Raw genomic sequence first — 20172 nt, 5'->3', positions numbered from 1 at the left:
GGGGTGGCCTCCTTACTGGACGCTGGGGCTGCAGTTGGGCGTGACTGGCTGGCCGCTGATGACCTGGCGGGCGAAGGGGATCGAGTCCTTGAGCGAGGCGTTGACCGTTTCGCTATGGCCCAGGCCTTTGTACAGGTGGCCCTGCACCACCGAGCCGGCCTTGCAGGCATCCTGCATCAGTGCAACCTGGGTCGCGGCGGCAGGGGTCTTGTCCTCGGCACCGGTGCCGATGAAGATCGGCTGGGCCAGTTTGAGGGTGGGGTACGACACTTGGGCCAGCCACGGTTTGAGCTGGTCGCCCTGGTAGTCCTTTTTGGCGTTGGCGGGGGTCAGGCCGGTGCCGACCACATCACTGACCAGTGCCGACAGGCAACTGGTGCGCGCCTGCTCGAACAGCGGCAGGGCCTTGTCGGTGTAGAAGTCGCGCGGGTCGATGCTCGGGTCGTACTGCTGTGCGGCGAGCAAGGTGTAGAAGCCGTAGGCCAGGGCCGGGTCGACCTTGTTCTGGTCCTGCTCACCGACGTTTTTCGACCCCACGGTGTAGATCACGCCGGTGCCGATGCTGCCCTTGACCCCCAGTTTGGGTGCATAGGTTGCGGCATAGGCACCGGCTGCAAAGGCACCAGCGCCACCCTGGGATTGGCCGATGATCAGGACCTTGTCAGCCAGCCCCGGTACGCCGGCGACCACGGCCTTGGCGGCATCGAGAATGCCGTAGGCGGCCATGCGGTTGTTCAGCAGCGGGTGGCCACCGGGCACACCCAGGCCTTGGTAGTCGGTGGCGACGATGGCATAGCCCTCTTCGAGCCAGCGGTTCAGGTATTGCACATCGCGGTAGGAACGCCCGGCCCAGGACGGTGCGCAGATATCCGCCACCCCGACGGTGCCGTGGCCCCAACTGGCGACCGGCCAGCCACCGGCGGGCGCCGGGCCCTTGGGAATGAACAGCGCGCCAGAGACCACGATTGGCGTCTTGCCGTCGATGCCGTCCAGCGAGGTGTAGAGGATGCGCTGGGCACTGGCGGCGTTGGGCAAGCTGAGCGCTGAGTCCAGCGGCTCGCTGCGCAGCAGTTTACCGGGGGTGTCTGGGATTGCCTTGGACCAGGTGTAGAAGCTCGAAACGCGGCCGTCGCCTTGTTGCGGGTCGGGTTTGGGGGCGTAGGTGTCGGCGGCCAGGGCACCAATGGAAAAGGCCAGGGCACTGAGGCCGAAAACGATGGAAACAGGCAATTTCATGGAAGATGTTCTCAAGGTTGTTGGCTGATTTGAGCGTCCAGGGACGGCCAGTAGTGGGTGAGCTGCAGGTCGATCAGCGCCTGGCGGGTGAAGCCTGTGGCCAGGTCGCTGCTGATGTCGTAGGGCGTGCGGATCAGGCGGTTGGCCAAGGCGTAGTGGCCCAGGGCGTCGTAGTGGGCTTTGAGTTGGGCATCGCTTTTCGGCGCCCAGCGCGCTTTCCAGGCCACCGGGTCGTCCTGGTCATCGCGGCGCAGCACGCTTTCGGCCACCCCGGCGCGGGACGACAGCGCGTAATAGGCGTCGCGGTTCTGCGCTTGGGAGATCCACCAGGCCGCGCGCACCCAGGCCGTGGCCACCAGCTGCGTAAGGTCGGCGTGCTGCTGCACGAAGCGGTCGGTGCCCCACAGGTCGGACACCAGCCGCCAGTCGTTGGCGCCTTGCTTGGTCGACCAGAGAATCCGCGCCACGCCTTTGTCTTCCAGGGCGTAGGCTTCGTTGAGCAGCACGGCGGCATCGACCTTGCCGGCCGACACGGCGGCGGCACCGACCTGCGGGTTGAGGTTGGCGATCTTGAAGTCGGTCAGCTTGAGGCCCTGGCTTTCCAGGAAGTTGCTGAAGGCAAATTCCCAGGGCCGCCCGCGGTGCAGGGCCAGGCGCTTGCCTTTGAGGTCCTGGATGCTGCGCACCGCTGAGCCGCTGGGCACCACCAGGTAAATGTTGTTGCCGCTGCCACCCGGCACGATCAGCTTGCCGGGCACTTGGCCGGCGCCAGCGATGACCGAGGGCAGGTCGCCGCGTACGGCGAAGTCCAGGCTGTCGTTGCTGAAGCCTTCGTTGATTTGTGGCCCGGCGCCGGCGTGGGGCAGGGCGGTCCATTGCAGTTTCACGCCGCGGGCGGCCAACTGCTGTTCGAGCCAGCCGTCTTCGATCACCCGCCCCGGGATGCCCCCGAAGACCGGCGCGCCGCCTTGGGTGAAGGCAACGATGGCGATGCGCACCGCTGCCGGTGGCTCGGCGGCCAATGTGGTCAGGCTGAGTAACAGGCCGCCCAACAGGGCCAGGCCGTGACGCCAGAGTGTGTTCATGTGCGGCTCCAAACAAGGGTTCAACAGGTCTGGGCCGCGTGCTGCAGCGAACCAGGCATTGCCAGGCCAGGAGCGAAATGCATGCCAGTCTTTGAAAAGGTGGCTGCAGGCCTTTAACGGCGGGGCCTTCAGCACATGGGAGGGGCGCGGCGTGGAGCCCAGCCTGCTGATCGGCACGCAGGGCAGTGCTGGCGCGTTGCTGCTGCAGCAGCAGTCGGCTGCTGGAAAATCAAATATTCAAAAATGGAATATATAAAGATGAATTAATAATTTTTTGATCTAATTTGTTTCGGGCACTATGAGGCTGCGCGTCAATTGCCAGGAATGCCCCCATGTCGCTGATCACCCACCCTAATGCCCGAGAGCTGACCAAGTCGGTACGTGCCACCGTGCTTGTGTTCAAGGACCCTCGCTCCCAGGAGCTGCTCAGCCGTATCGAGCGCCTGGCGCCCAGCGAGGCCAATACCCTGATCATCGGCGAAACCGGAACCGGCAAAGAACTTGTCGCTCGCCACATCCATCAGCTGAGCCGCCGTGGCCGCGAACCGTTCGTGGCGGTGAACTGTGGTGCCTTTGCCGAAACCCTGGTGGAAAGCGAACTGTTCGGCCATGAGAAAGGGGCGTTCACCGGTGCCACCTCGAACAAGGCCGGTTGGTTCGAGGCGGCCAATGGCGGCACGCTGTTTCTCGACGAGATTGGGGACCTGCCGTTGAGCATGCAGGTGAAGTTGCTGCGGGTGCTGCAGGAGCGCGAAGTCGTGCGGCTGGGCTCGCGTACACCGATCCCGATCAACGTGCGCCTGGTGGCCGCGACCAACGTCAACCTGGCCGACGCCGTGGTGGCGGGGCATTTTCGCGAAGACCTGTTCTACCGCCTGCACGTCGCCACCATCCGCCTGCCACCGCTGCGTGAGCGGCCCGGCGACATCCTGCCCTTGGCCGAATTTTTCATCGAAGAGCATTGCCGGCGCCTGGGTTATGAACGTGCGTCGCTCAGCCCGGATGCCGAGCGCAAATTGCTGGCCCACAGCTGGCCGGGCAACATCCGCGAGTTGGAAAACGCGATCCACCATGCCTTGCTGGTATGCCGCTACCAGGTGGTAGCGCCCGCAGACCTGCACTTGGTGGACATGAGGCCGCAAGGGGCGGCCCAGGTGTATGCCACGCAGGCCAACGCACCGGCCGCGCTCGCGGCGCCGCCTAACCTTGAAAGCGCCTTGTTGGCGTTGTTCGAGCAGAACGTGCCGAACCTGTATGAGCACATCGAGGAGACGGTGTTCCGGGCGGCGTATCGGTATTGCCACGGGAACCAGCTGCAGACCGGGCGGTTGTTGAACATCAGCCGCAACATCGTGCGGGCGCGGCTGGAGAAGATTGGCGAATTGTCGAAGGCATGAGGTGCCTGTATCGGGGCTGCTGCGCAGCCCATCGCCGGCAAGCCTGGCTCCCACAGGTACTGCACATGGCTTGAGGTCTGTGCAGTCGAGGTGGGAGTCCGGCTTGCCGGCGATGGGCCGCATTAGCGGCCCCGATTTGGCGCGGTTATTTGATGAAGCGAACCTGGCTGTTGATCTTCTCGATCACCGCCCCTTTGCGCGCGTTGAAGCGGGCCTTGTTCTGTTCGAACAGGTTATTGCCCTTGGTGTCGATGGAAATGATCAGCGGGCCGAACGCCCGTACCCGGTTGACCCACAGGGTTTCAGGCATCCCCAGGTCTTGCCACTCGGCACGTTCGATCTCTTCTACCTGCGTTGCAGCCAGCACCGCACAGCCCCCTGGGAACACCGCATGCACGGCTTTGTTTTCCAGGCAGCCGGTGGTGGTTTCCGGCCCCATGCCGCCTTTACCAATGATCAGCTTGACGCCGGTTTGCTCGATGAACTGCTTTTCGAACTTCTCCATGCGCATGCTGGTGGTCGGGCCAATGGACACCATCTCGAAACTGCCATCGTCTTTTTTTCGCACGATAGGCCCAGCGTGGAAGATCGCACCGCCGCGCAAGTCAACCGGCAACTCTCGCTTGAGCTCGATCAAACGACGGTGCGCGACGTCGCGGCACGTCACCAACTGGCCGGTGAGATAAACCACATCGCCGACATTGAGGTTGGCCAGGTCTTCGTCTTTGATCGGGGTGGTCAGGATCTTTTTCACAGTACTACCCCTTCGTGCGAGAGGATGTCGTAGGACAGGTCGGCGTTGATGCGGATCTTGCCGCGGCGGTGCGCCCAGCAACCGGTCGATACCGCGACGCCAATGGTCGAGGGGTGACGCGCGGAAGACTCGATGTTCACGCCCATGACACTGCTGTTGCCAGTCAGCCCCTGCGGGCCGATGCCGATTTCGTTGAGGCCGTCTTCCAGGAGCTTTTCCATCATGGCGGCGCTTTCGTTCGGGTGGCTGGAATCGACCGGGCGCAGGATCGCCTTTTTCGACAGGCGCGCAGCGGTCTCCACCGAGGTCGACACGCCAACGCCAACCAGCAAGGGCGGGCACGCATTGACGCCTCGCGAAGTGATCACGTCGAAGACGAACTCGGTGACCCCTTCATAGCCCTGGCCTGGCATCAGCACCTTGGCCGAGCCTGGCAAGGTGCAGCCACCACCGGCCATGTACACATCGACAATGGCGTAGTCGGCATCCGGGATGATTTCCCAGTCCAGCCACGGGATCTTCGAGCCGGTGTTGGTGCCGGTGTTCTTCTCGATGAAGGTTTCTACCGCGTTGTGGCGCAGTGGGCCCTTGATGGTGGCCTCTTTGGTGGCGTTTTCCAGAATGCCTTCAAGCTCGCTCAGTAGCGGGAACCTGGCCCCCGCCGAGATGAAGTACTGAATGACCCCGGTGTCCTGGCAGCTGGGGCGGTCGAGCTTGTCGGCGTACTCCTGGTTGTCGGCCATCGAGTCATACACGGCGATGGCCAGCGGGTTGGTTTCTGCGGCGCGCAGTTTTGCGGTTTTCTCCTTGACGTCTTTGGGCAGGCGCTTGCCGATATAGGCGGTGAACTTCGCCATCACGTCGGTGAGCGATGACACGGCTGATTCTTTATCCACGGTTTTTTCCTCACTGCATCACAAGGCTGATTGTTCGATGTCTGGGTGTTCAGGGGGCCAGGGTGCCGCTGGTGCTGGCCTCCCTGTGTAGAAGCGGGGTGTGTAGCTGAGTGGCCTCGGGTTTTTCGGGTTCTGCGGGTAGCTGGCCGTCCAGCACCTGGGCCATGCGCGGTTTGTCCAAAGCGCCAACCCAGTGCGCGATGGCCACGGTGCCGACGGCGTTGCCGATGGTGTTGGTGATGGCGCGGGCCTCGGACATGAAGCGGTCGACGCCCAGCAGCAGCACCATGCCGGCCACCGGGATGTTGTCCATGGTTGCCAAAGTTGCGGCCAGGGTGATGAAGCCAGAGCCGGTCACGCCTGCAGAGCCTTTGGAGGTCAGCAGCAGCACGCCCAGCACGATCAACTGGTCCATCAGCGTCAGTGGCGTGTTGGTGGCCTGGGCGATGAAGATGGCCGCCATGGTGTAGTAGATGCATTGCCCGTCCGGGTTGAAGGTCAGGCCGGAAGGGATCACCAGGCCCACCACCGGTTTGGACACGCCGACCTTCTCCAGCTTGTTCATCAGTTGCGGCACCACCGACTCCGATGAACTGGTGCCCAGTACGGTGAACAGTTCTTCCTTGAGGTACTTGAGGAACTTCCACAGGCTGAAACCGGACAGCCGAGCGATGGCGCCCAGCACAATCACCACGAACAGGAAGCAGGTCAGGTACATGGTTGCCATCAGCTTGCCGAGCGAGACGATCGAGCCCAGCCCGTACTTGCCGACGGTAAATGCCATTGCACCGCAGGCCGCGAGCGGCGCCACGCGCATGATCATGCCGACGATGAAGAACATGCCGTGGGAGAACGCTTCAAGCACATCGACCATCGGTTTGCCGCGCGGGCCCAGGTGCGAGAGGGCGATGCCGAACAAGGTCGAGAACAGCAGGATCGGCAAGATCTCATTCTTGGCAAAGGCATCGGTCACGCTGCCGGGGATGACATGCAACAGAAAGTCGATGAACCCGCCCGAGCTGTTTGCAGCTGCCGCGGTGTAGGTGGAAATGCTTTTGGCATCGAGGGTGGCCGGGTCGACGTTCATGCCTTGCCCAGGCTGTACAAGGTTGACCACGACCAGGCCCAGCACCAGGGCAAAGGTGGACAGTACCTCGAAGTAGATCAGCGCACGTACGCCCACGCGGCCGAGCTCTTTCATGTTTTCCATCTTGGCGATGCCCAGCACCACCGTGGCGAAAATGATCGGTGCGAAGACCATCTTGATCAGTTTGATGAAGGCATCGCCCACCGGCTTGAGGTCGGCGCCGACCTGTGGCCAGAACACCCCGATCAGTACCCCGAGGGTTACCCCGATCAGCACCTGCACGTACAACTTGCCTAACACTCGCTTGGCCATTGCCGTCTCCGAATTATTGTTGTGAGTCGGTTCTTGTGGCGGCTGGGCTTATCGGTGGCGGCAGGCAACACCTGGCCGTGGCAGCTCGATAGCCCAGGTTTCTTAGGGTTAATCACGCAGGGCCAAGGTAATGGTTTTTCAAAAACCGTGTAATACAATGAAATTCAACTCATTGTTTCCTTCAGGTTAATTATGAACCCAGTGTCCGAGCTGGCTTTTTTCACCCAGCTCATCCGCGTGGGCAGCCTGGCTGCCACCGCGCGTGAGATGAACCTGACCCCACCTGCGGTCTCCAAGCGCCTGGCGCAATTGGAACAGCGGCTGGGCGTGCGGTTGCTCAACCGCACCACACGCAGCATCAGCCTGACCGCCGAGGGCGAGACCTACCTGGTCAATGCCCGGCGCATACTGGGTGAGATCGAGGAGATGGAGCGCCAGGTGTCCAGCAGTCGCGCCGAGCCCAAGGGCCTGCTGCGGGTCAATGCGCCGTTGGGCTTTGGCCGTACCCATGTGGGGCCGGCGATTTCATCGTTTGCCAAGCGTTACCCCGAGGTGGAGGTGCAACTGCACCTGACCGATCGGCCCATCCAGCTGCCCAATGACGCAATCGATGTGGCTATCCGCTTTGGTGAACTGCCCGACTCGCGCCTGATCGCGCGCAAGATCGCAGCCAACCGTCGCAGGCTGTGTGCCGCACCCAGCTACTTGGAAGCCTGCGGAACACCCGAGGTGCCCAAGGACCTGGCTGCACACAATTGCATCGTGTTACGCCAGAACGATGCCGCCTTTGGCGTCTGGCGCTTGAGCCGTGGCAAGCAGTCAGAATCGGTCAAGGTGCGTGGAAGCCTGAGCACCAACGATGGTGAGGTGGCGTTGAACTGGGCGTTGGAGGGGCAAGGCATCCTGATGCGGGCCGAATGGAACCTGGCGGACCACTTGCGCAGCGGGCGCCTGGTGGAGGTGTTGGGTGATTACCAGACACCGCCGGCGGATATCTACGCGGTTTACCTTGAGCGTTTGAACCTGTCCGCGAAGGTGTCGTGTTTCATCGAGCACTTGAGGGCGTTTTTTAAAAGCCATGCCGATGGACCGGAAGACAGCTTGGCGGCATGGCAGTAGCCGCATGAATGAAGCCATGAATGATGTCGCGTGAATGAAGAGTTGCAGAGCGTTGGATGGCTCATGTTAAATGAGAGTCATTATTAAAGACGTCCTGACCGGTTCACCCCATGTCCTGCGCTGACCCTTCCCTGCAAAAAACCGTGCATACCCTATACGCGGAGCACCATCCCTGGCTGTGCGGTTGGCTACGCAACAAGCTGGGGTGTGTCGAGCATGCGGCGGACCTGGCCCAGGACACGTTCATCCGCGTGCTGACCCTGCGCAAGGCGGCCGAGCTGCGCGAGCCACGGGCGTACCTCTCCAGCATCGCTCGTAGCTTGATGATCGACATGTTCCGCCGCCGTGCTGTTGAGCAGGCCTACTTGGAAACGCTCGCCGCCCGCCCCGAGCAGGTCGACGTTTCGCCCGAGGCGCGTACGTTGATCATCGAAGCGTTGATGGAAATCGACCGCCTGCTCGACGGCCTGGGCGCCCGCACCCGGGAGATTTTCCTGATGGCCCAGCTGGATGGCTTGAGCTATGTCGAGATCGGGCGACGCCTGGACATTTCGGTTACCACCGTCAAGAAGCATGCAGTGCGGGCACTGACCCATTGCCTGATGCTGGCTGAGGACTGAACCGTGGCCGGGGCCCCGCCACTGGATCGGAACGTGCTCGAAGCCGCGGCGAGTTGGTATGTCGAGTTGCGCTGCGATGCCGATGAACATACGCGCGCCGCGCATCAGCGCTGGTTGCTCAGCGATCCACTTCACCGGCAGGCCTGGGAGCGCCTGGCGCGCTTGCAGGGCACCTTCGAGCACGTGGCACCGGGCATCGCTCGGCCAACCCTGAGCAGTGCCAGGGCCAAGCGCCGCGAAGTGCTCAAGGTGATGTCGATTGTGCTGGCTGCGGGTGGGGCAGGGGGGCTGGCCTGGCACGAGGGGGGCATCGCGCGGTTAATGGCCGACCAACGCACAGGGGTTGGCGAGCGCCGTTCGCTGCGCCTGGAGGATGGCAGCCGCTTGCAGTTGAACACCGCCACCGCCGTCGATATCCGTTACACCGCCCAATGGCGCGCCTTGCACCTGTTGGGCGGGGAGATCCTTGTGCAAACCGCGCGCGACGCGCAGGCCCGAGCGTTCATCGTGCACACCGAACAAGGCAGCATTCGCGCCCTGGGCACGCGTTTTACTGTCCGCTGTGATGCTGACGTCACTCGGGTTTGCGTGCTGGAACATGCCGTGGAGGTACGCACGGCGAACTCGCTGGCGGCCGTGCGTGTCGAGGCCGGTCAGCAGCTAATCTTTCGCGCGGATGAAGCCGGCCTGGTGCAGCCCGCGACAGCGCTGGCGGATGCCTGGACCCGCGACATGCTGGTGGTGGACGACTGGCGCCTTGCCGATGTTGTTAGCGAACTGCAACGTTATCGGCCCGGCCATTTGGGGTGTGACGCGGCCGTGAGCGAGCTGCGCCTGTCCGGCGCGTTTCAGCTGGGCAATATCGATACTGCCCTGGACAACCTCACCCGCACCTTGCCGGTACGCATTCGGCGGTTCAGCCGGTTCTGGACGCGGGTCGAGGCTGTTTGAGGGCTTAGGGGGGAAGGTGTTCGCTCAGCATTTTCAGCGCCTATGAGATCGAGCGCCGCCCGCGCGGCGCTTCGCAGTACAAGGCTGCTCCTACAGTTGTTTCGGGCCAGTCGCGCCTGTGCGCAGGAATAATTGCCCCGAAAAAATGTAGGAGCAGCCTTGTGCTGCGAAACGCCGCGTGCGGCGCTCGATAGACGCCTCACCTCAAAACCAAAAGCAGGCACTCTTTTACCCAAGGGGGGTTATCGATTTCAATTCTCATTCGACTTGTTAAGTAGAGGCGCATCAGACGCCGTAAAAAACTGCCGCAGGGCGAAAGGAATACCCATGCTCCCTTCAGACACTCGCAACCCCGTTATCCTCATCAACTGTGCCAAAAACCCCTTGACGCGGGCGGTCAATCGCGCGCTGTTCAGCATCGCGCTCGCGACGCCTCTGGCTGCGGCGATGATCGCCCCGCCAGCCATGGCCCAGACCCGTGTCGAAGCCGCATTCGACATCCCGGCCGGCCCGCTGGGCGCTGCGCTCACCCAGTTCGCGGAGGCGGCGGGGGTGACCGTGTCGTTCGAGCCGTCCTACGTGCAGTCGTTGAAGTCGCCAGGCTTGCATGGCCGCTACAGTGCCGAGGCCGGGCTGCGCCAATTGCTGGTAGGCAGCCAGTTGCAGGTGCTGCGCCAGGCCAATGGCAGCTATTCGCTGTTGCCCATGGTCGGGGATGCGTCGACGCTGCAACTCGACAGTACCAGCATCACCGGCACGTCCGTGGAGTCGGCCTACGGGCCGGTAACCGGTTACGTCGCCACCCGCAGCGCGACGGGGACCAAGACTGATACGCCGATTCTGGAAATCCCGCAGGCCATCAACGTCGTCACTGCCGACCAGGTACAGGCCCAGGGCGCGCGCAACCTGACCCAGGCATTGCGTTATACGCCGGGGCTGGCAACGGGGGGGTTCACCGATCGCAACAGCATTGCCGACGAAATCACCAGCCGCGGCTTCGCCCCGACCCCGCTGTACCTGGATGGCGCGTACCTGCCGTATGCGGGCAGCCTGGGCGGCGCGCCACAGATCGACCCCTATACCCTGGAACGCATCGAGGTGCTCAAGGGCCCATCGTCGGTGCTTTACGGGCAAAACCAGCCGGGCGGGCTGATCAACATGGTCTCCAAACGCCCGACCCGCGAGCAGCGCAACCAGGTCAAGCTGGGTGCCGGCAGTTACAACCGGGCCAACGGTGCGTTCGACACCAGCGGCCCATTGGATGAGCAGGGCGCGTTCACCTATCGCCTGGTCGGTGTGGCCGACAAAGGCAACGAGCAGGTGGCGCACACCCACAGCGAACGCCTGCTGCTGGCGCCAAGCCTGACCTGGGCGCCGAACGAAGACACCGCCCTGACGGTGCTGGCACAGGTGCAGCGCGACGACGGCCTTGCCGACTACCAGTCGCTGCCGATGATCGGTTCGCTCAAGCGTGGCCCGACGGGCCAGCGCATCGACCGCGACTTCTTCTCGGGCGACTCGCATTACAACGATTACAAGCGTAACCAGTACATCTTCGGCTACGACTTCAGCCACCGTTTCAGCGATGACCTGGCGGTACGTTCCACAGCGCGCTACACCGATGTGCGTGACCGCTACAAAGGCTTCTACCTGCGCAGTTTCGTTTCGGACGACGAGGGGGTGGATTACACCCGGGCCAACCGGGTCAAGCTCGACTGGCGCCAGCACAATATCGCCTACACCCTCGATAACAATCTTGAGTACAAATTCAATACCGGCGCGCTGCAGCACACCACACTGGCCGGCGTGGACTACCGCCACTTCTCCCGCAAATACGATGGCTATAACGCCTACAACGTGTTGCCCGTCGACCTCTACGGCAAGAACAACTACGACACCAGCAGCGTAACCCCTGTGCTGGACACCCAATGGGATAATACCGTTCGCCAGACTGGGGTGTATGTGCAGGACCAGATCAAGCTCGACCAGTGGATCTTGACCGTTGGTGGGCGCCAGGACTGGGCAGAAATCGACAACAAAGACCTGCTGGCCAAAAGCATCGCTTCACAGCGTGACAACAAGTTCACGGGCCGTATCGGCCTGACCTACGTCACCGAGTTTGGCCTGGCGCCTTACGTCAGCTATTCCCAGTCGTTCTTGCCGACACTGGGCACGGACAGCGCCGGCAAGTCGTTTGAGCCGACCGAGGGTGAACAGTACGAAGTGGGGGTTAAGTACCAGCCACTCGAGGGCACCTTGCTCACCGCGTCGTTGTTCCAGGTCAAGCAGAAGAACGTGCTGACTCAGGACGACGACAACCCCCAGTACCAGGCGCAGGACGGTGAGGTGCGCTCGCGTGGCGTTGAACTTGAACTCAAGTCCACCCTCGACAACATCGACGTGCTGGCGGCAGCCACCTACATCGACTCGTTCTACACCAAGAGCAACTACGGCGACCAAGGCAACCGCAGCGAGTCGCAGGCGCCGGTATCGGCGTCCCTGTGGGTGGATTACCACTTTACCCAGGCCATGCTCAACGGCCTCACCTTCGGCGCAGGTGCCCGCTACACCGGCCGTAAACCGGGTGATTCGTCCAACTCGTTCGACGTGCCGGCCTACGCGGTGTATGACGCTACCGTCAGCTACGACCTGGGCAAATTCGACGCGAGCCTGCGCGGTTTGCAGGCCAGCCTGAATGTACAGAACATCTTCGACCGCGAGTATGTGTCGGACTGCAACTACGCGTTCGGTTGCTATTACGGCCAAGAGCGCGTGGCGTCGGTGGAGATGACCTACGATTGGTGATCGGGGGGTAGCCATGACCGGTGTTCGCGGGTTCGCGTGCGAACACCCGCCTCACGAGAGGAATTTGACAAAGATGAGCTCGGGATCGCCTTCATCCAGGTTGTCGATCTGCCCGCTCCTGATGAAGCCCAGTTTGCTAAGAAGACCCTGCATCGGAGCATTCGATGCATTCGTCGAAGTGAACAACTTGCTACCCCTGCATTGCGCCTCCAATGTCCGCATGATGGCTCCGGCAATACCGCGGCGGCGTGCCGACTCCCTCACCACGACCAGCGCAATGAAGGGATGGTCGTAGAAGGCGTCGTTGAGTACGCCGTACCCCGTCAGTAGCGAGGCATCGTGCGCGTCCGCAGCTACCCAGCATTGGCGACTGGCGATTGCCTGGGCGATGAAGGATCGCCGTTGCGGCGCGTGCCGGGCAATGGCGTCCAGCGCTATAAGCGCATCGACGTCTTCGGGCTGAGCGAGGCGTGGGGTTGAGTGCAAATCCATTGTGCGGGCTGCCATGGAAGGAGAGTGGCGAGTTTAGCGGCGAAGACGAGTAAGCTGCGAGCACTCATCCGATTTGATCTATAAAACGCTATACAGCGTTTTTTGAATCAAATACGATGCATTTATCGGATTCTTCAATTAATGCACTGTATATGATGCGTGGCGATATGGGCGACCTAGGGCTTCTGATCAAAAAATTGCGTAAAGAGGCAGGCCTTTCCCAAGCGCAGCTTGCTCTACGGCACGGCATGAGCCGCGCGACCATCTCGGGGATTGAAAACAATACGATTGCGGAGGTCGGGATTCGCAAGGTTGCAGCGATCCTGGAGGGATTGGGGTATGAGTTGACGGCTATACCCAAGCGTCGACGCATGACGCTCGACGAACTAAAATCCGCAAGTGTCCATGATCATGGTCGCTGATCGTTTGTATATTGGTGCCAGCGGTGTGGCCGTCGGCACGCTCGGGCGCAGCGAGGCCAATACGCGCGATTCGATCTTCTCCTATAACGGGGCGGTCGCTCAGGAGCAAGCAGTCTCGCTGACCATGCCAGTACGTCTTGAGAGCTATACCTGGGAATACGGAATCCATCCACTGTTCGAAATGCACATCCCTGAGGGATACCTCAGAGACGAACTCGTGCGGCGTTTCAGCAAGTCAGTACGCGGTTTTGACGACTTCGCCTTGCTCGGTATCGTTGGTCCGCACCAGTTGGGCCGTATCAGCATCGCCCATCAAGTAAATGGCGAGCCGCTGCCGGGGGTCAAGCTCGCCTCGTTATTGATTCATGATGGGGCAAAGGATCTGTTTGATGATCTGATGAGAACTTACGCGTCGTACTCCGGGGTGTCAGGTGTACAACCTAAGGTATTGGTACGTGACATTGGCGATGCCGAGGTCGAGGTTGAGGTTGAGCGGCTCACGCATCGTGGTGCCACGCACATAGTCAAGGCGTTCAACGAATCTGACTTCCCGCAACTGGCGGCGAATGAGTTTTTTTGTATGCGGGCAGCATTCTATTGCGGTCTAGAGGTCCCTGAGTTTCAACTCAGTCAGCATGCAAGGTTCCTGGTTGTTAAGCGGTTCGACATCGGCGATAGCAACTACCTCGGCTTCGAGGACATGTGCGTGCTATCCGGCTGGGGGACAAGAAAGAAGTATGACGGCAGCTACCAGGGCTGCGCACAGCTGATCAAGTCCTACGTCACGCCTAGCCGAGTGACCAAGGCGCTGGAGGACTTTTTCATCATGGTGGCGCTTTCTGCGGGTATTCAGAACGGCGACGCGCATTTGAAGAATTTTGGTTTGCTCTATGAAAACTGCGCTGAAGACGCCGACATCTGGCTCGCACCGGTTTACGACCTAGTGACGACAACCGTGTACAAAGCCAATGACATCATGGGGCTGTTGCTGGGAGGGTCCAAGGCGTGGCCGAAGCGCAAGATGCTGGTTCAGTTCGGGCGTAGCGCCTGCAATTTCACAGAAGCCCGCTGCAACGAATTGCTCGGTAGAGTGCATACAGGGATGAACTCTGCACTGGCGGAGATTTCCGAGTACCGAAACCACCATCCTGAATTCGAGGTGGTTGGGGCAAAGATGGAAGCTGCGTGGATCGCGGGGATGGCTAGAAGTATCAGACCTTAGCATTGCATCGGCGGTAGCCTCGATGCGGGTCATGCAGGCACTGTTTTCAGCAAACCGCAGTGCTAGCACCACGTTATACTCGGCGCTTTTTGCCCATGGCCGGAGACCCTTATGCGCCAGGTTTTGCTCATCGTCGATGTTCAATCCACCTTCAGCCCGCCCGAATGGCTGGTCGACGGTTTGCGGCGGTTGTCGGCGAATATCCCGACCATCGCCTCGGTCGAACTGCACGATGAGCAGGCCACGCCGTTCCAGCGTCAGTTGGGCTGGCACCCGGCAGCCGAGGACGAGAGCCTGGTCGAAGCAGACCAGGTGTTCGTCAAGCATGGCTACGGGCAGACCGTCGAAACCCTCGAATACATCAAGCAACTGGGCGTGGAGCGGGTGCTGGTGTGCGGCATGCAAACCGAAACCTGCGTGCTGGCTGCAGGCTTTGCGTTGTTCGATGCGGGGCTCACGCCAACCCTGGTGACCGACATGACGGTAGGGTCGTCGCTGGACAGGTCCGGGAAGATGGGCATCGACCTGTGGAAGCACCACTTCCGCCAGGTGACGACGTCTGCCGAGGTGTTGGCCGCGCTGGCGATGTGAGCACAGGAAGTGCAATCATTTTGCTATCCTTCTACGCCAATGAGTATCATTGTCGATTAATGACGGCCTCGATACACCTGGATTGAGAAGGATCTCCATGCTGAAACAGTCTTACCTTGTCGCTGTGCTGCTGCCGCTTGCAATGAGCTGGTGTGGCTCGGCGCAAGCCTTCACCGATGGCACTGACCGCTCCGTGACCTTGGAAAAGGTCGAGCAGACCTTTGTCGTGCAGAAGGATGGCAGCCACCGCCTGGACGTCGACAGCGTCTTGCTGATCAATGACGAACGCGCCATCAAGGCCCGCGCCCAGCAGCCGGTGAGCTTCAACCGCTCGCTGGAAACCATGGAAGTGATCGAGGCCTACACGCAAAAGCCCGATGGGCGCAAAGTGCGGGTGGATGCCGCACACATCAAGGAACAGCAAGAGCAGGCGTCTGCGCAGGCGCCGATGTTTCAGGACAGCGTCAATAAGGTGATCATCTTCCCTGAGGTCGCGGTGGGGGATCGCCTGGTTCTGCATTACCAGCGCAACCGTGTCACGCCGCTGTTCCCGGGGCAGTTCGAAGACATCACCGTGCCGGAATTCCACCCGGTCGGGCAGTTCACGCTGACCTACGACATGCCCGAGGACATGCCCCTGCAAGCGGACGCGCGCAGCTTCAAGGCGTCGATGCCAGCGGCTGCACCCGGGCGCAAGGTCTACCGCTGGGATTACGTACCGGCGGACCGGGCGCGGATCGAAGCCAGTGCGGTGTCCTACCTGGACTACGGGCACTATCTGGCCGTCTCGACCTTCACCGATTTCAAACAGTTCGCCGAGGCCTACCAGGCACGGGCCAAGGTCGAGGTCACGGCACCGATCACCGAGTTGGCGCACCGCCTGACGGCCCACTTGCCTACCGCACGGGAAAAGGCGCTGACGCTCAGCGACTGGGTGCGTGAGAACATTCGCTATGTCGCCGTGTATGTCGGTGCCGGTGGGGTGGTGCCACATGCCGCGCAGACCGTGCTGGACAACCGCTACGGTGATTGCAAGGATCATGTGGCATTGCTTGAAGCGCTGCTGGCGGCGGCGAGTATCAAAAGCACACCGGCCTTGATCAACCTGGGCAATGCCTATGTGTTTCCCAAGGTCCCTGCGCTGGGGGTGTTGAACCACGTGATCACCTACGTGCCGAGCCTGGACCTGTATTTGGACTCCACCGACCCTTCGATTGCCGCAGGCTACTTGCCGCTGGGCACATTGAACAAGCGCGTGCTGCTGACTGCCACAGGCGAGTTCGGGCGTACCCCGGCCATACAGCTCAACAAGGTATCCAGCGACCTCAAGTTCAAGGTCAACGGCAAGGGAGCGGCGGACTTCACCAACGTTGCCACCGTGCAAGGCTGGGCCAGCGAGGTCAGCCGTTATGGGGTTAAATCGATGAAGCCGGCCGACCGTGAACTGCTCGTCGAAAAAGTGCTCGGCGCCTATGGGCAGCGCGGCAACGGCACGTTCGAGGTACGCCCGCCGAGCGCCAGTGGCGAGTTTGTCAGCACCGTCGATGGGCGCACGGAAAACCTCGTCAACTTGCCCGGGCCGGTGGGGGTGGTGGCCTTGAGCAGCCTGGCAGGGGGCATCTCGCAGAACGTCTACAGCTTCGCCATGGAAAAGGAGCGCAGCCAGCACTTCGTGTGCATTTCCAACGACACCGTGGAAACATCGCGCTTCGAATTCCCACCGGAGGTCAGCGTGCTGGCAATCCCCAAACAGGTGCGTCTGCAAGACGCCAATGTGGAATACAGCGCGCGGTACGCTCAGGAGGGAAATGCGGTGGTGATCGAGCGGCACTTCAAGTTCAGCCGCCCGAACGTGGTGTGTTCACCCGAGGATTTTGCCGCCATGAAGCCGACGCTCGAGGCGATGGTCAAGGACCTGCAGAGCCAGATCATCGTGCAAGCGAGCTAGCCCCCAGGTCGTACGCCAATAGCAACGCGCCTGGCTTACTCGGCCGCCAAGCGCCCCTTCACCCGGTCAGCCTTGTACTGCATGGCCACTGCTGGCGCAGGCTTGGCTGCACCGGTTTCCAGCCACTGGCGCATGCGGCTGGCATCGGCAAAGTGGGTGTACTTGCCGAAGGCATCGAGGATCACCATGGCCACCGGGCGGTTGTCCATGCGGGTCAGCAGCACCAGGCAGTGGCCAGCCTCGTTGGTGAAGCCGGTTTTGGTCAGCTTGATGTCCCAGTTGCTCTTGTTTACGAGGTGATCGGTGTTACGGAAGCCCAAGGTGTAGTTGGGCGCGCGGAAGGCCACGGTCTTCTCGCGGGTGGTCGACAGTTCGCTCAGCATCGGGTACTTGCGCGACGCCATCAACAGCTTGGACAGGTCGCGGGCGCTGGACACGTTCTGCGTCGACAGGCCAGTCGGCTCGACATAGCGGGTGTGCGCCATGCCCAGGCTGCGGGCCTTGGCGTTCATGGCTTTGATGAACGCCGGGTAGCCGCCGGGGTAGTGGTTGGCCAGGCTGTTGGCCGCACGGTTTTCCGACGACATCAGGGTAATCAGCAAGGTCTCGCGGCGGTTCAGCTGGCTGCCCAGGCGCACCCGCGAATACACACCCTTCATCTCCGGGTTGTTGGCGATGGTCATGGTGAGCATTTCATCCATGGGCAGCTTGGCGTCCAGCACCACCATCGCCGTCATCAGTTTGGTCACCGAGGCAATGGGCACCACGCGGTCGGCGTGGCTGGCATACAGTTCCTGATTGGTGTTCAGGTCGATCAGCAATGCGCTGCCCGAAGCCAAGTGCAATTTGGCCGGGTCACGTTGCACCTGGGCCGGGGGTTGTGCAGCAGCAGTCGACGGGAGGGTCGCGGTACCTGTGAGCAACAGCAGCAGGCTGAGGATGGACAGGGATGTTTTCACGTTGAGGCTCACTAAAAGTTGGTATGTCGTTGGCTGTGCAAGGGTTTTCCCCCAAAAAACCGCTGCATTGTGGAGTATGGTCGAAGTGCTGTCGATTGCTCGTTGAAGCGACCCGGCGAAATGAAAAAAGCTTCATGCTGGATCGGTTCTGCCGCCTCCACTCGTCGGATCACACGGGCAAAAAAAAAGACCCGCCAAGCGGCGGGCCATAAGGTAGGGAGCAACGCACAACAAATACTGTCAAGCGACCAGGGTATCTGGCTGCAACTGGTCGGCCAGGGCTTGAGCCGAGGCGCGGGTCGCCAAGGGGCCGCTCACGGGTTCACCGTTACGCACCAGGTACCAGCAGGCCAGCAGGCCCTGCTGGCGCAGTGAAGGGGGGACGGCGCTGCCGACGACGGACATGATCTGGATAGTGGCCATGTGGACCTCCTGTAAAACATGGCCCTACCTTACGCAGCGGCCGCAGCGGTTTGAAATTAACTGAGTTGATAGTGATCATTGGTTTTATCAACGATCACCAACGGGGTGGCCCGTAGTACACCGGGGGCGGGCCGTAATAAGGGCGATAGCCCGGTGGCGGCGGGGCCGGTGCATAGTAGGGCTGGTAGTACACCGGCTGCGGCGGCGGCTGTACGTAGACGGGCTGCGGTGCGTAATAGACTGGCTGGCGCTCCACATACACGGTGCGATCACGCCCGCCATAAACCGTTGCCCCCACCACGGCACCGACCACCGCCGCGCCTAACAGCGGGCCGGGTCCATACCAACCACCGCCACCACCATGGCCACCATGGGCAGCAGCTTGTCCGCTGATGGCCAGGGCACCGACCAGCAGGGCGATTACGGGAATGTGACGGTTCATAAAGCGTCCTCGCAGGGCAACCCACAGATGGGGCCCTAATACTATGACTCTGCCTCTGTCAGCTGAGCACAGGGAAACGGTAAAGGTTGTGTAAGGGACGACAAGCGGCTGCGTCTGATACGCTGAACAAACGATTCAGTTCTGAAAATGGAGCAGGTTATGTCGACAACTCCCAGCAGAGACACGGTGCTGTGCATCTCCCTGGCCGGGCGGCCCGGCACCTTCGGCGTGCGTTTCCACAACCACCTCTACCAACAATTGGGGCTGGACTTCTACTACAAGGCCATGAGCACTGACGACCTGCCGGCGGCGGTCGCAGGCATTCGTGCCTTGGGCATTCGCGGGTGCGGGGTGTCGATGCCTTACAAGGAAGCCTGCATGGCCTTGGTTGACGAGGTGGACCCGTCCGCTGCGGCAATCGAGTCGGTCAATACCCTGGTCAATACCGGTGGCCATCTGAAGGCCTACAACACTGATTACCTGGCGGTGCGACAGTTGCTGGCGCAACACGAGGTCGACCCGGCGACTGCGTTTGCTCTGCGCGGCAGTGGTGGCATGGCCAAGGCGGTGGCGAGTGCCTTACGTGACGCGGGCTTTACCCAGGGCACGATCGTCGCGCGCAATGAACAGGCGGGGCGGCAACTGGCGGACGTTTGTGGTTATCGCTGGGTGGCCGAGCTCGGAGACCTGTGCCCGCCGATGCTGATAAACGTGACGCCGATCGGCATGGCCGGCGGGCAGGAGGCCAACGCGCTGGCCTTTAGCGAACAGGCCATTGCGGCAGCCGAGCGGGTGTTCGATGTGGTGGCGATGCCGGCGCAGACGCCGTTGATTCGCCGGGCCCGGGCGTTGGGCAAGCCAGTGATCACTGGCCTGGAGGTGATTGCGCTGCAGGCGCTGGAGCAGTTCGTGCTGTATACCGGCGTGCGGCCTACGCGTGAGCAGGTGGAAGCGGCCGTCGCATACGCGCGCGACCCTCTGTAGGAGCAGCCTTGTGCTGCGAAGAGGCCGGTAGAAGGATCATCAATCTCTGATCGCTGCACCGGCCTCTTCGCAGCACAAGGCTGCTCCTACAGGAGGGCGCGCTATGTTGCGTCAATCAGAACGCTTTATGCCCCTCGTCCAGTTGCTGATCCACCAGCGCACGGCCATGGGCCAGCGACACATGCTGGGCATTCTCAAGGTCTGAGAAGAACTTCATCGGCATTGAGATGCGCTTGCTGGTGTGCCCTTCAGGGTCGGTGATCAGGCAGCCGGCGGCATAGGGCAGGGGGGAGTCGGGGTGGGGCATCACACTGGCGGTGATGGTGTACTTGCGGTGCTCACAGTGAAGAGATTGCATCGTCCTTACCTCGCTGTGCTTATGAAGCGGTTACCTTCATATACCACAGCAAGGGGCCGGGAGTTCCCG

21 protein-coding genes are annotated in these 20172 nt (G+C 61.5%); 11 read left to right on the top strand and 10 right to left on the bottom strand.

The annotated features are described in order from the left end of the window. Positions 1–12: 12 nt before the first annotated feature. Entirely contained in the window at positions 13–1236 is a 1224-nt protein-coding gene (locus tag QOS90_RS15225) for a lipase family protein (RefSeq protein WP_027593747.1), read from the bottom strand. A gap of 11 nt (positions 1237–1247) precedes the next feature. Then, complete coding sequence (locus QOS90_RS15220; protein ID WP_027593746.1) at positions 1248–2321, bottom strand: ABC transporter substrate-binding protein; 1074 nt, start codon at positions 2319–2321, stop codon at positions 1248–1250. Here QOS90_RS15220 and QOS90_RS15215 point away from each other — a divergent pair. After that, positions 2320–2577 (top strand): hypothetical protein, encoded by a 258-nt coding sequence (locus QOS90_RS15215; RefSeq protein WP_027593745.1) that lies wholly within the window; start codon positions 2320–2322, stop codon positions 2575–2577. The genes QOS90_RS15220 and QOS90_RS15215 overlap by 2 nt on opposite strands. 76 nt (positions 2578–2653) lie before the next feature. Continuing rightward, the gene (locus QOS90_RS15210) at positions 2654–3718 is read left to right on the top strand and encodes a sigma-54 interaction domain-containing protein (protein WP_027593744.1); all 1065 of its coding nucleotides are present in this window, start codon (positions 2654–2656) and stop codon (positions 3716–3718) included. A 145-nt stretch (positions 3719–3863) separates the two neighbouring features. Here the strand turns inward: QOS90_RS15210 and ttdB are convergent, their stop codons facing one another. From ttdB to QOS90_RS15195, 3 genes are read right to left on the bottom strand one after another with little or no spacing between them, the layout of a single operon-like run. Next, positions 3864–4472, bottom strand: coding sequence for a L(+)-tartrate dehydratase subunit beta (gene ttdB / locus QOS90_RS15205; RefSeq protein WP_027593743.1), 609 nt, complete (start codon positions 4470–4472; stop codon positions 3864–3866). Next, entirely contained in the window at positions 4469–5368 is a 900-nt protein-coding gene (gene ttdA / locus QOS90_RS15200) for a L(+)-tartrate dehydratase subunit alpha (protein ID WP_027593742.1), read from the bottom strand. Before ttdA ends, ttdB begins: the two co-directional genes overlap by 4 nt. 49 nt (positions 5369–5417) lie before the next feature. Then, positions 5418–6767, bottom strand: coding sequence for a dicarboxylate/amino acid:cation symporter (locus QOS90_RS15195; protein ID WP_027593741.1), 1350 nt, complete (start codon positions 6765–6767; stop codon positions 5418–5420). Between the two features lie 192 nt (positions 6768–6959). On the opposite strand from QOS90_RS15195, the gene QOS90_RS15190 reads away from it, so the two are divergent. From QOS90_RS15190 to QOS90_RS15175, 4 genes are all read left to right on the top strand, one after another. Further along, complete coding sequence (locus QOS90_RS15190; RefSeq protein WP_027593740.1) at positions 6960–7886, top strand: LysR family transcriptional regulator; 927 nt, start codon at positions 6960–6962, stop codon at positions 7884–7886. 110 nt (positions 7887–7996) lie between these two features. Then, positions 7997–8506 carry a sigma-70 family RNA polymerase sigma factor gene (locus QOS90_RS15185; protein WP_027593739.1) on the top strand — a complete coding sequence of 170 codons (510 nt, stop codon included), beginning with the start codon at positions 7997–7999 and terminating at the stop codon, positions 8504–8506. 3 nt (positions 8507–8509) lie between these two features. Further along, positions 8510–9457 carry a FecR domain-containing protein gene (locus QOS90_RS15180; protein WP_027593738.1) on the top strand — a complete coding sequence of 316 codons (948 nt, stop codon included), beginning with the start codon at positions 8510–8512 and terminating at the stop codon, positions 9455–9457. 327 nt (positions 9458–9784) lie between these two features. Beyond that, positions 9785–12262: a TonB-dependent siderophore receptor gene (locus tag QOS90_RS15175; RefSeq protein WP_027593737.1), complete on the top strand. Its 2478-nt coding sequence runs from the start codon at positions 9785–9787 to the stop codon at positions 12260–12262. A 51-nt stretch (positions 12263–12313) separates the two neighbouring features. Here QOS90_RS15175 and QOS90_RS15170 read toward each other — a convergent pair whose 3' ends face one another. Further along, entirely contained in the window at positions 12314–12754 is a 441-nt protein-coding gene (locus QOS90_RS15170) for a GNAT family N-acetyltransferase (protein WP_027593736.1), read from the bottom strand. A gap of 167 nt (positions 12755–12921) precedes the next feature. Here QOS90_RS15170 and QOS90_RS15165 point away from each other — a divergent pair, with 167 nt between their 5' ends. From QOS90_RS15165 to QOS90_RS15150, 4 genes are all read left to right on the top strand, one after another. Continuing rightward, a complete protein-coding gene (locus QOS90_RS15165) occupies positions 12922–13176 on the top strand; it encodes a helix-turn-helix domain-containing protein (protein WP_027593735.1) in 255 nt (84 codons plus the stop codon). Then, positions 13160–14398: a type II toxin-antitoxin system HipA family toxin gene (locus QOS90_RS15160; RefSeq protein WP_027593734.1), complete on the top strand. Its 1239-nt coding sequence runs from the start codon at positions 13160–13162 to the stop codon at positions 14396–14398. Before QOS90_RS15165 ends, QOS90_RS15160 begins: the two co-directional genes overlap by 17 nt. 111 nt (positions 14399–14509) lie before the next feature. After that, positions 14510–14989 (top strand): cysteine hydrolase family protein, encoded by a 480-nt coding sequence (locus QOS90_RS15155; RefSeq protein WP_027593733.1) that lies wholly within the window; start codon positions 14510–14512, stop codon positions 14987–14989. A 97-nt stretch (positions 14990–15086) separates the two neighbouring features. Beyond that, positions 15087–16937 (top strand): DUF3857 domain-containing transglutaminase family protein, encoded by a 1851-nt coding sequence (locus QOS90_RS15150; RefSeq protein ID WP_027593732.1) that lies wholly within the window; start codon positions 15087–15089, stop codon positions 16935–16937. Positions 16938–16972: 35 nt separating this feature from the next. Here the strand turns inward: QOS90_RS15150 and pbpG are convergent, their stop codons facing one another. The 3 genes from pbpG to QOS90_RS15135 form a co-directional block, all read right to left on the bottom strand. Then, positions 16973–17896 carry a D-alanyl-D-alanine endopeptidase gene (gene pbpG / locus QOS90_RS15145; protein WP_027593731.1) on the bottom strand — a complete coding sequence of 308 codons (924 nt, stop codon included), beginning with the start codon at positions 17894–17896 and terminating at the stop codon, positions 16973–16975. A 240-nt stretch (positions 17897–18136) separates the two neighbouring features. After that, on the bottom strand, positions 18137–18319 hold the full coding sequence (locus QOS90_RS15140; protein ID WP_027593730.1) for a hypothetical protein: 183 nt from the start codon (positions 18317–18319) through the stop codon (positions 18137–18139). 94 nt (positions 18320–18413) lie between these two features. After that, complete coding sequence (locus QOS90_RS15135; protein WP_027593729.1) at positions 18414–18761, bottom strand: hypothetical protein; 348 nt, start codon at positions 18759–18761, stop codon at positions 18414–18416. A gap of 159 nt (positions 18762–18920) precedes the next feature. Here QOS90_RS15135 and QOS90_RS15130 point away from each other — a divergent pair, with 159 nt between their 5' ends. Continuing rightward, positions 18921–19745: a shikimate 5-dehydrogenase gene (locus QOS90_RS15130; protein WP_027593728.1), complete on the top strand. Its 825-nt coding sequence runs from the start codon at positions 18921–18923 to the stop codon at positions 19743–19745. Between the two features lie 115 nt (positions 19746–19860). Here QOS90_RS15130 and QOS90_RS15125 read toward each other — a convergent pair whose 3' ends face one another. Then, positions 19861–20103: a hypothetical protein gene (locus QOS90_RS15125; RefSeq protein ID WP_027593727.1), complete on the bottom strand. Its 243-nt coding sequence runs from the start codon at positions 20101–20103 to the stop codon at positions 19861–19863. Between the last annotated feature and the right edge of the window lie 69 nt (positions 20104–20172).

Origin of the sequence: Pseudomonas sp. LAIL14HWK12:I10 (genome assembly GCF_900184205.1) — a bacterium.
In the GTDB taxonomy this organism is placed as follows: domain Bacteria; phylum Pseudomonadota; class Gammaproteobacteria; order Pseudomonadales; family Pseudomonadaceae; genus Aquipseudomonas; species Aquipseudomonas kermanshahensis.
This window is presented reverse-complemented; position numbering and strand designations above follow the sequence as displayed.

What these genes read in the sequence shown, in the direction of transcription:
- QOS90_RS15135 (WP_027593729.1), bottom strand. Translation starts at nt 18,761, where the DNA reads ATGAACCGTCACATTCCCGTAATCGCCCTGCTGGTCGGTGCCCTGGCC.
- QOS90_RS15160 (WP_027593734.1), top strand. Translation starts at nt 13,160, where the DNA reads ATGATCATGGTCGCTGATCGTTTGTATATTGGTGCCAGCGGTGTGGCC.
- QOS90_RS15210 (WP_027593744.1), top strand. Translation starts at nt 2,654, where the DNA reads ATGTCGCTGATCACCCACCCTAATGCCCGAGAGCTGACCAAGTCGGTA.
- QOS90_RS15130 (WP_027593728.1), top strand. Translation starts at nt 18,921, where the DNA reads ATGTCGACAACTCCCAGCAGAGACACGGTGCTGTGCATCTCCCTGGCC.
- QOS90_RS15190 (WP_027593740.1), top strand. Translation starts at nt 6,960, where the DNA reads ATGAACCCAGTGTCCGAGCTGGCTTTTTTCACCCAGCTCATCCGCGTG.
- QOS90_RS15175 (WP_027593737.1), top strand. Translation starts at nt 9,785, where the DNA reads ATGCTCCCTTCAGACACTCGCAACCCCGTTATCCTCATCAACTGTGCC.
- QOS90_RS15185 (WP_027593739.1), top strand. Translation starts at nt 7,997, where the DNA reads ATGTCCTGCGCTGACCCTTCCCTGCAAAAAACCGTGCATACCCTATAC.
- QOS90_RS15165 (WP_027593735.1), top strand. Translation starts at nt 12,922, where the DNA reads ATGGGCGACCTAGGGCTTCTGATCAAAAAATTGCGTAAAGAGGCAGGC.
- QOS90_RS15215 (WP_027593745.1), top strand. Translation starts at nt 2,320, where the DNA reads ATGTGCGGCTCCAAACAAGGGTTCAACAGGTCTGGGCCGCGTGCTGCA.
- QOS90_RS15140 (WP_027593730.1), bottom strand. Translation starts at nt 18,319, where the DNA reads ATGGCCACTATCCAGATCATGTCCGTCGTCGGCAGCGCCGTCCCCCCT.
- QOS90_RS15155 (WP_027593733.1), top strand. Translation starts at nt 14,510, where the DNA reads ATGCGCCAGGTTTTGCTCATCGTCGATGTTCAATCCACCTTCAGCCCG.
- QOS90_RS15195 (WP_027593741.1), bottom strand. Translation starts at nt 6,767, where the DNA reads ATGGCCAAGCGAGTGTTAGGCAAGTTGTACGTGCAGGTGCTGATCGGG.
- QOS90_RS15225 (WP_027593747.1), bottom strand. Translation starts at nt 1,236, where the DNA reads ATGAAATTGCCTGTTTCCATCGTTTTCGGCCTCAGTGCCCTGGCCTTT.
- QOS90_RS15150 (WP_027593732.1), top strand. Translation starts at nt 15,087, where the DNA reads ATGCTGAAACAGTCTTACCTTGTCGCTGTGCTGCTGCCGCTTGCAATG.
- QOS90_RS15220 (WP_027593746.1), bottom strand. Translation starts at nt 2,321, where the DNA reads ATGAACACACTCTGGCGTCACGGCCTGGCCCTGTTGGGCGGCCTGTTA.
- QOS90_RS15170 (WP_027593736.1), bottom strand. Translation starts at nt 12,754, where the DNA reads ATGGATTTGCACTCAACCCCACGCCTCGCTCAGCCCGAAGACGTCGAT.
- QOS90_RS15125 (WP_027593727.1), bottom strand. Translation starts at nt 20,103, where the DNA reads ATGCAATCTCTTCACTGTGAGCACCGCAAGTACACCATCACCGCCAGT.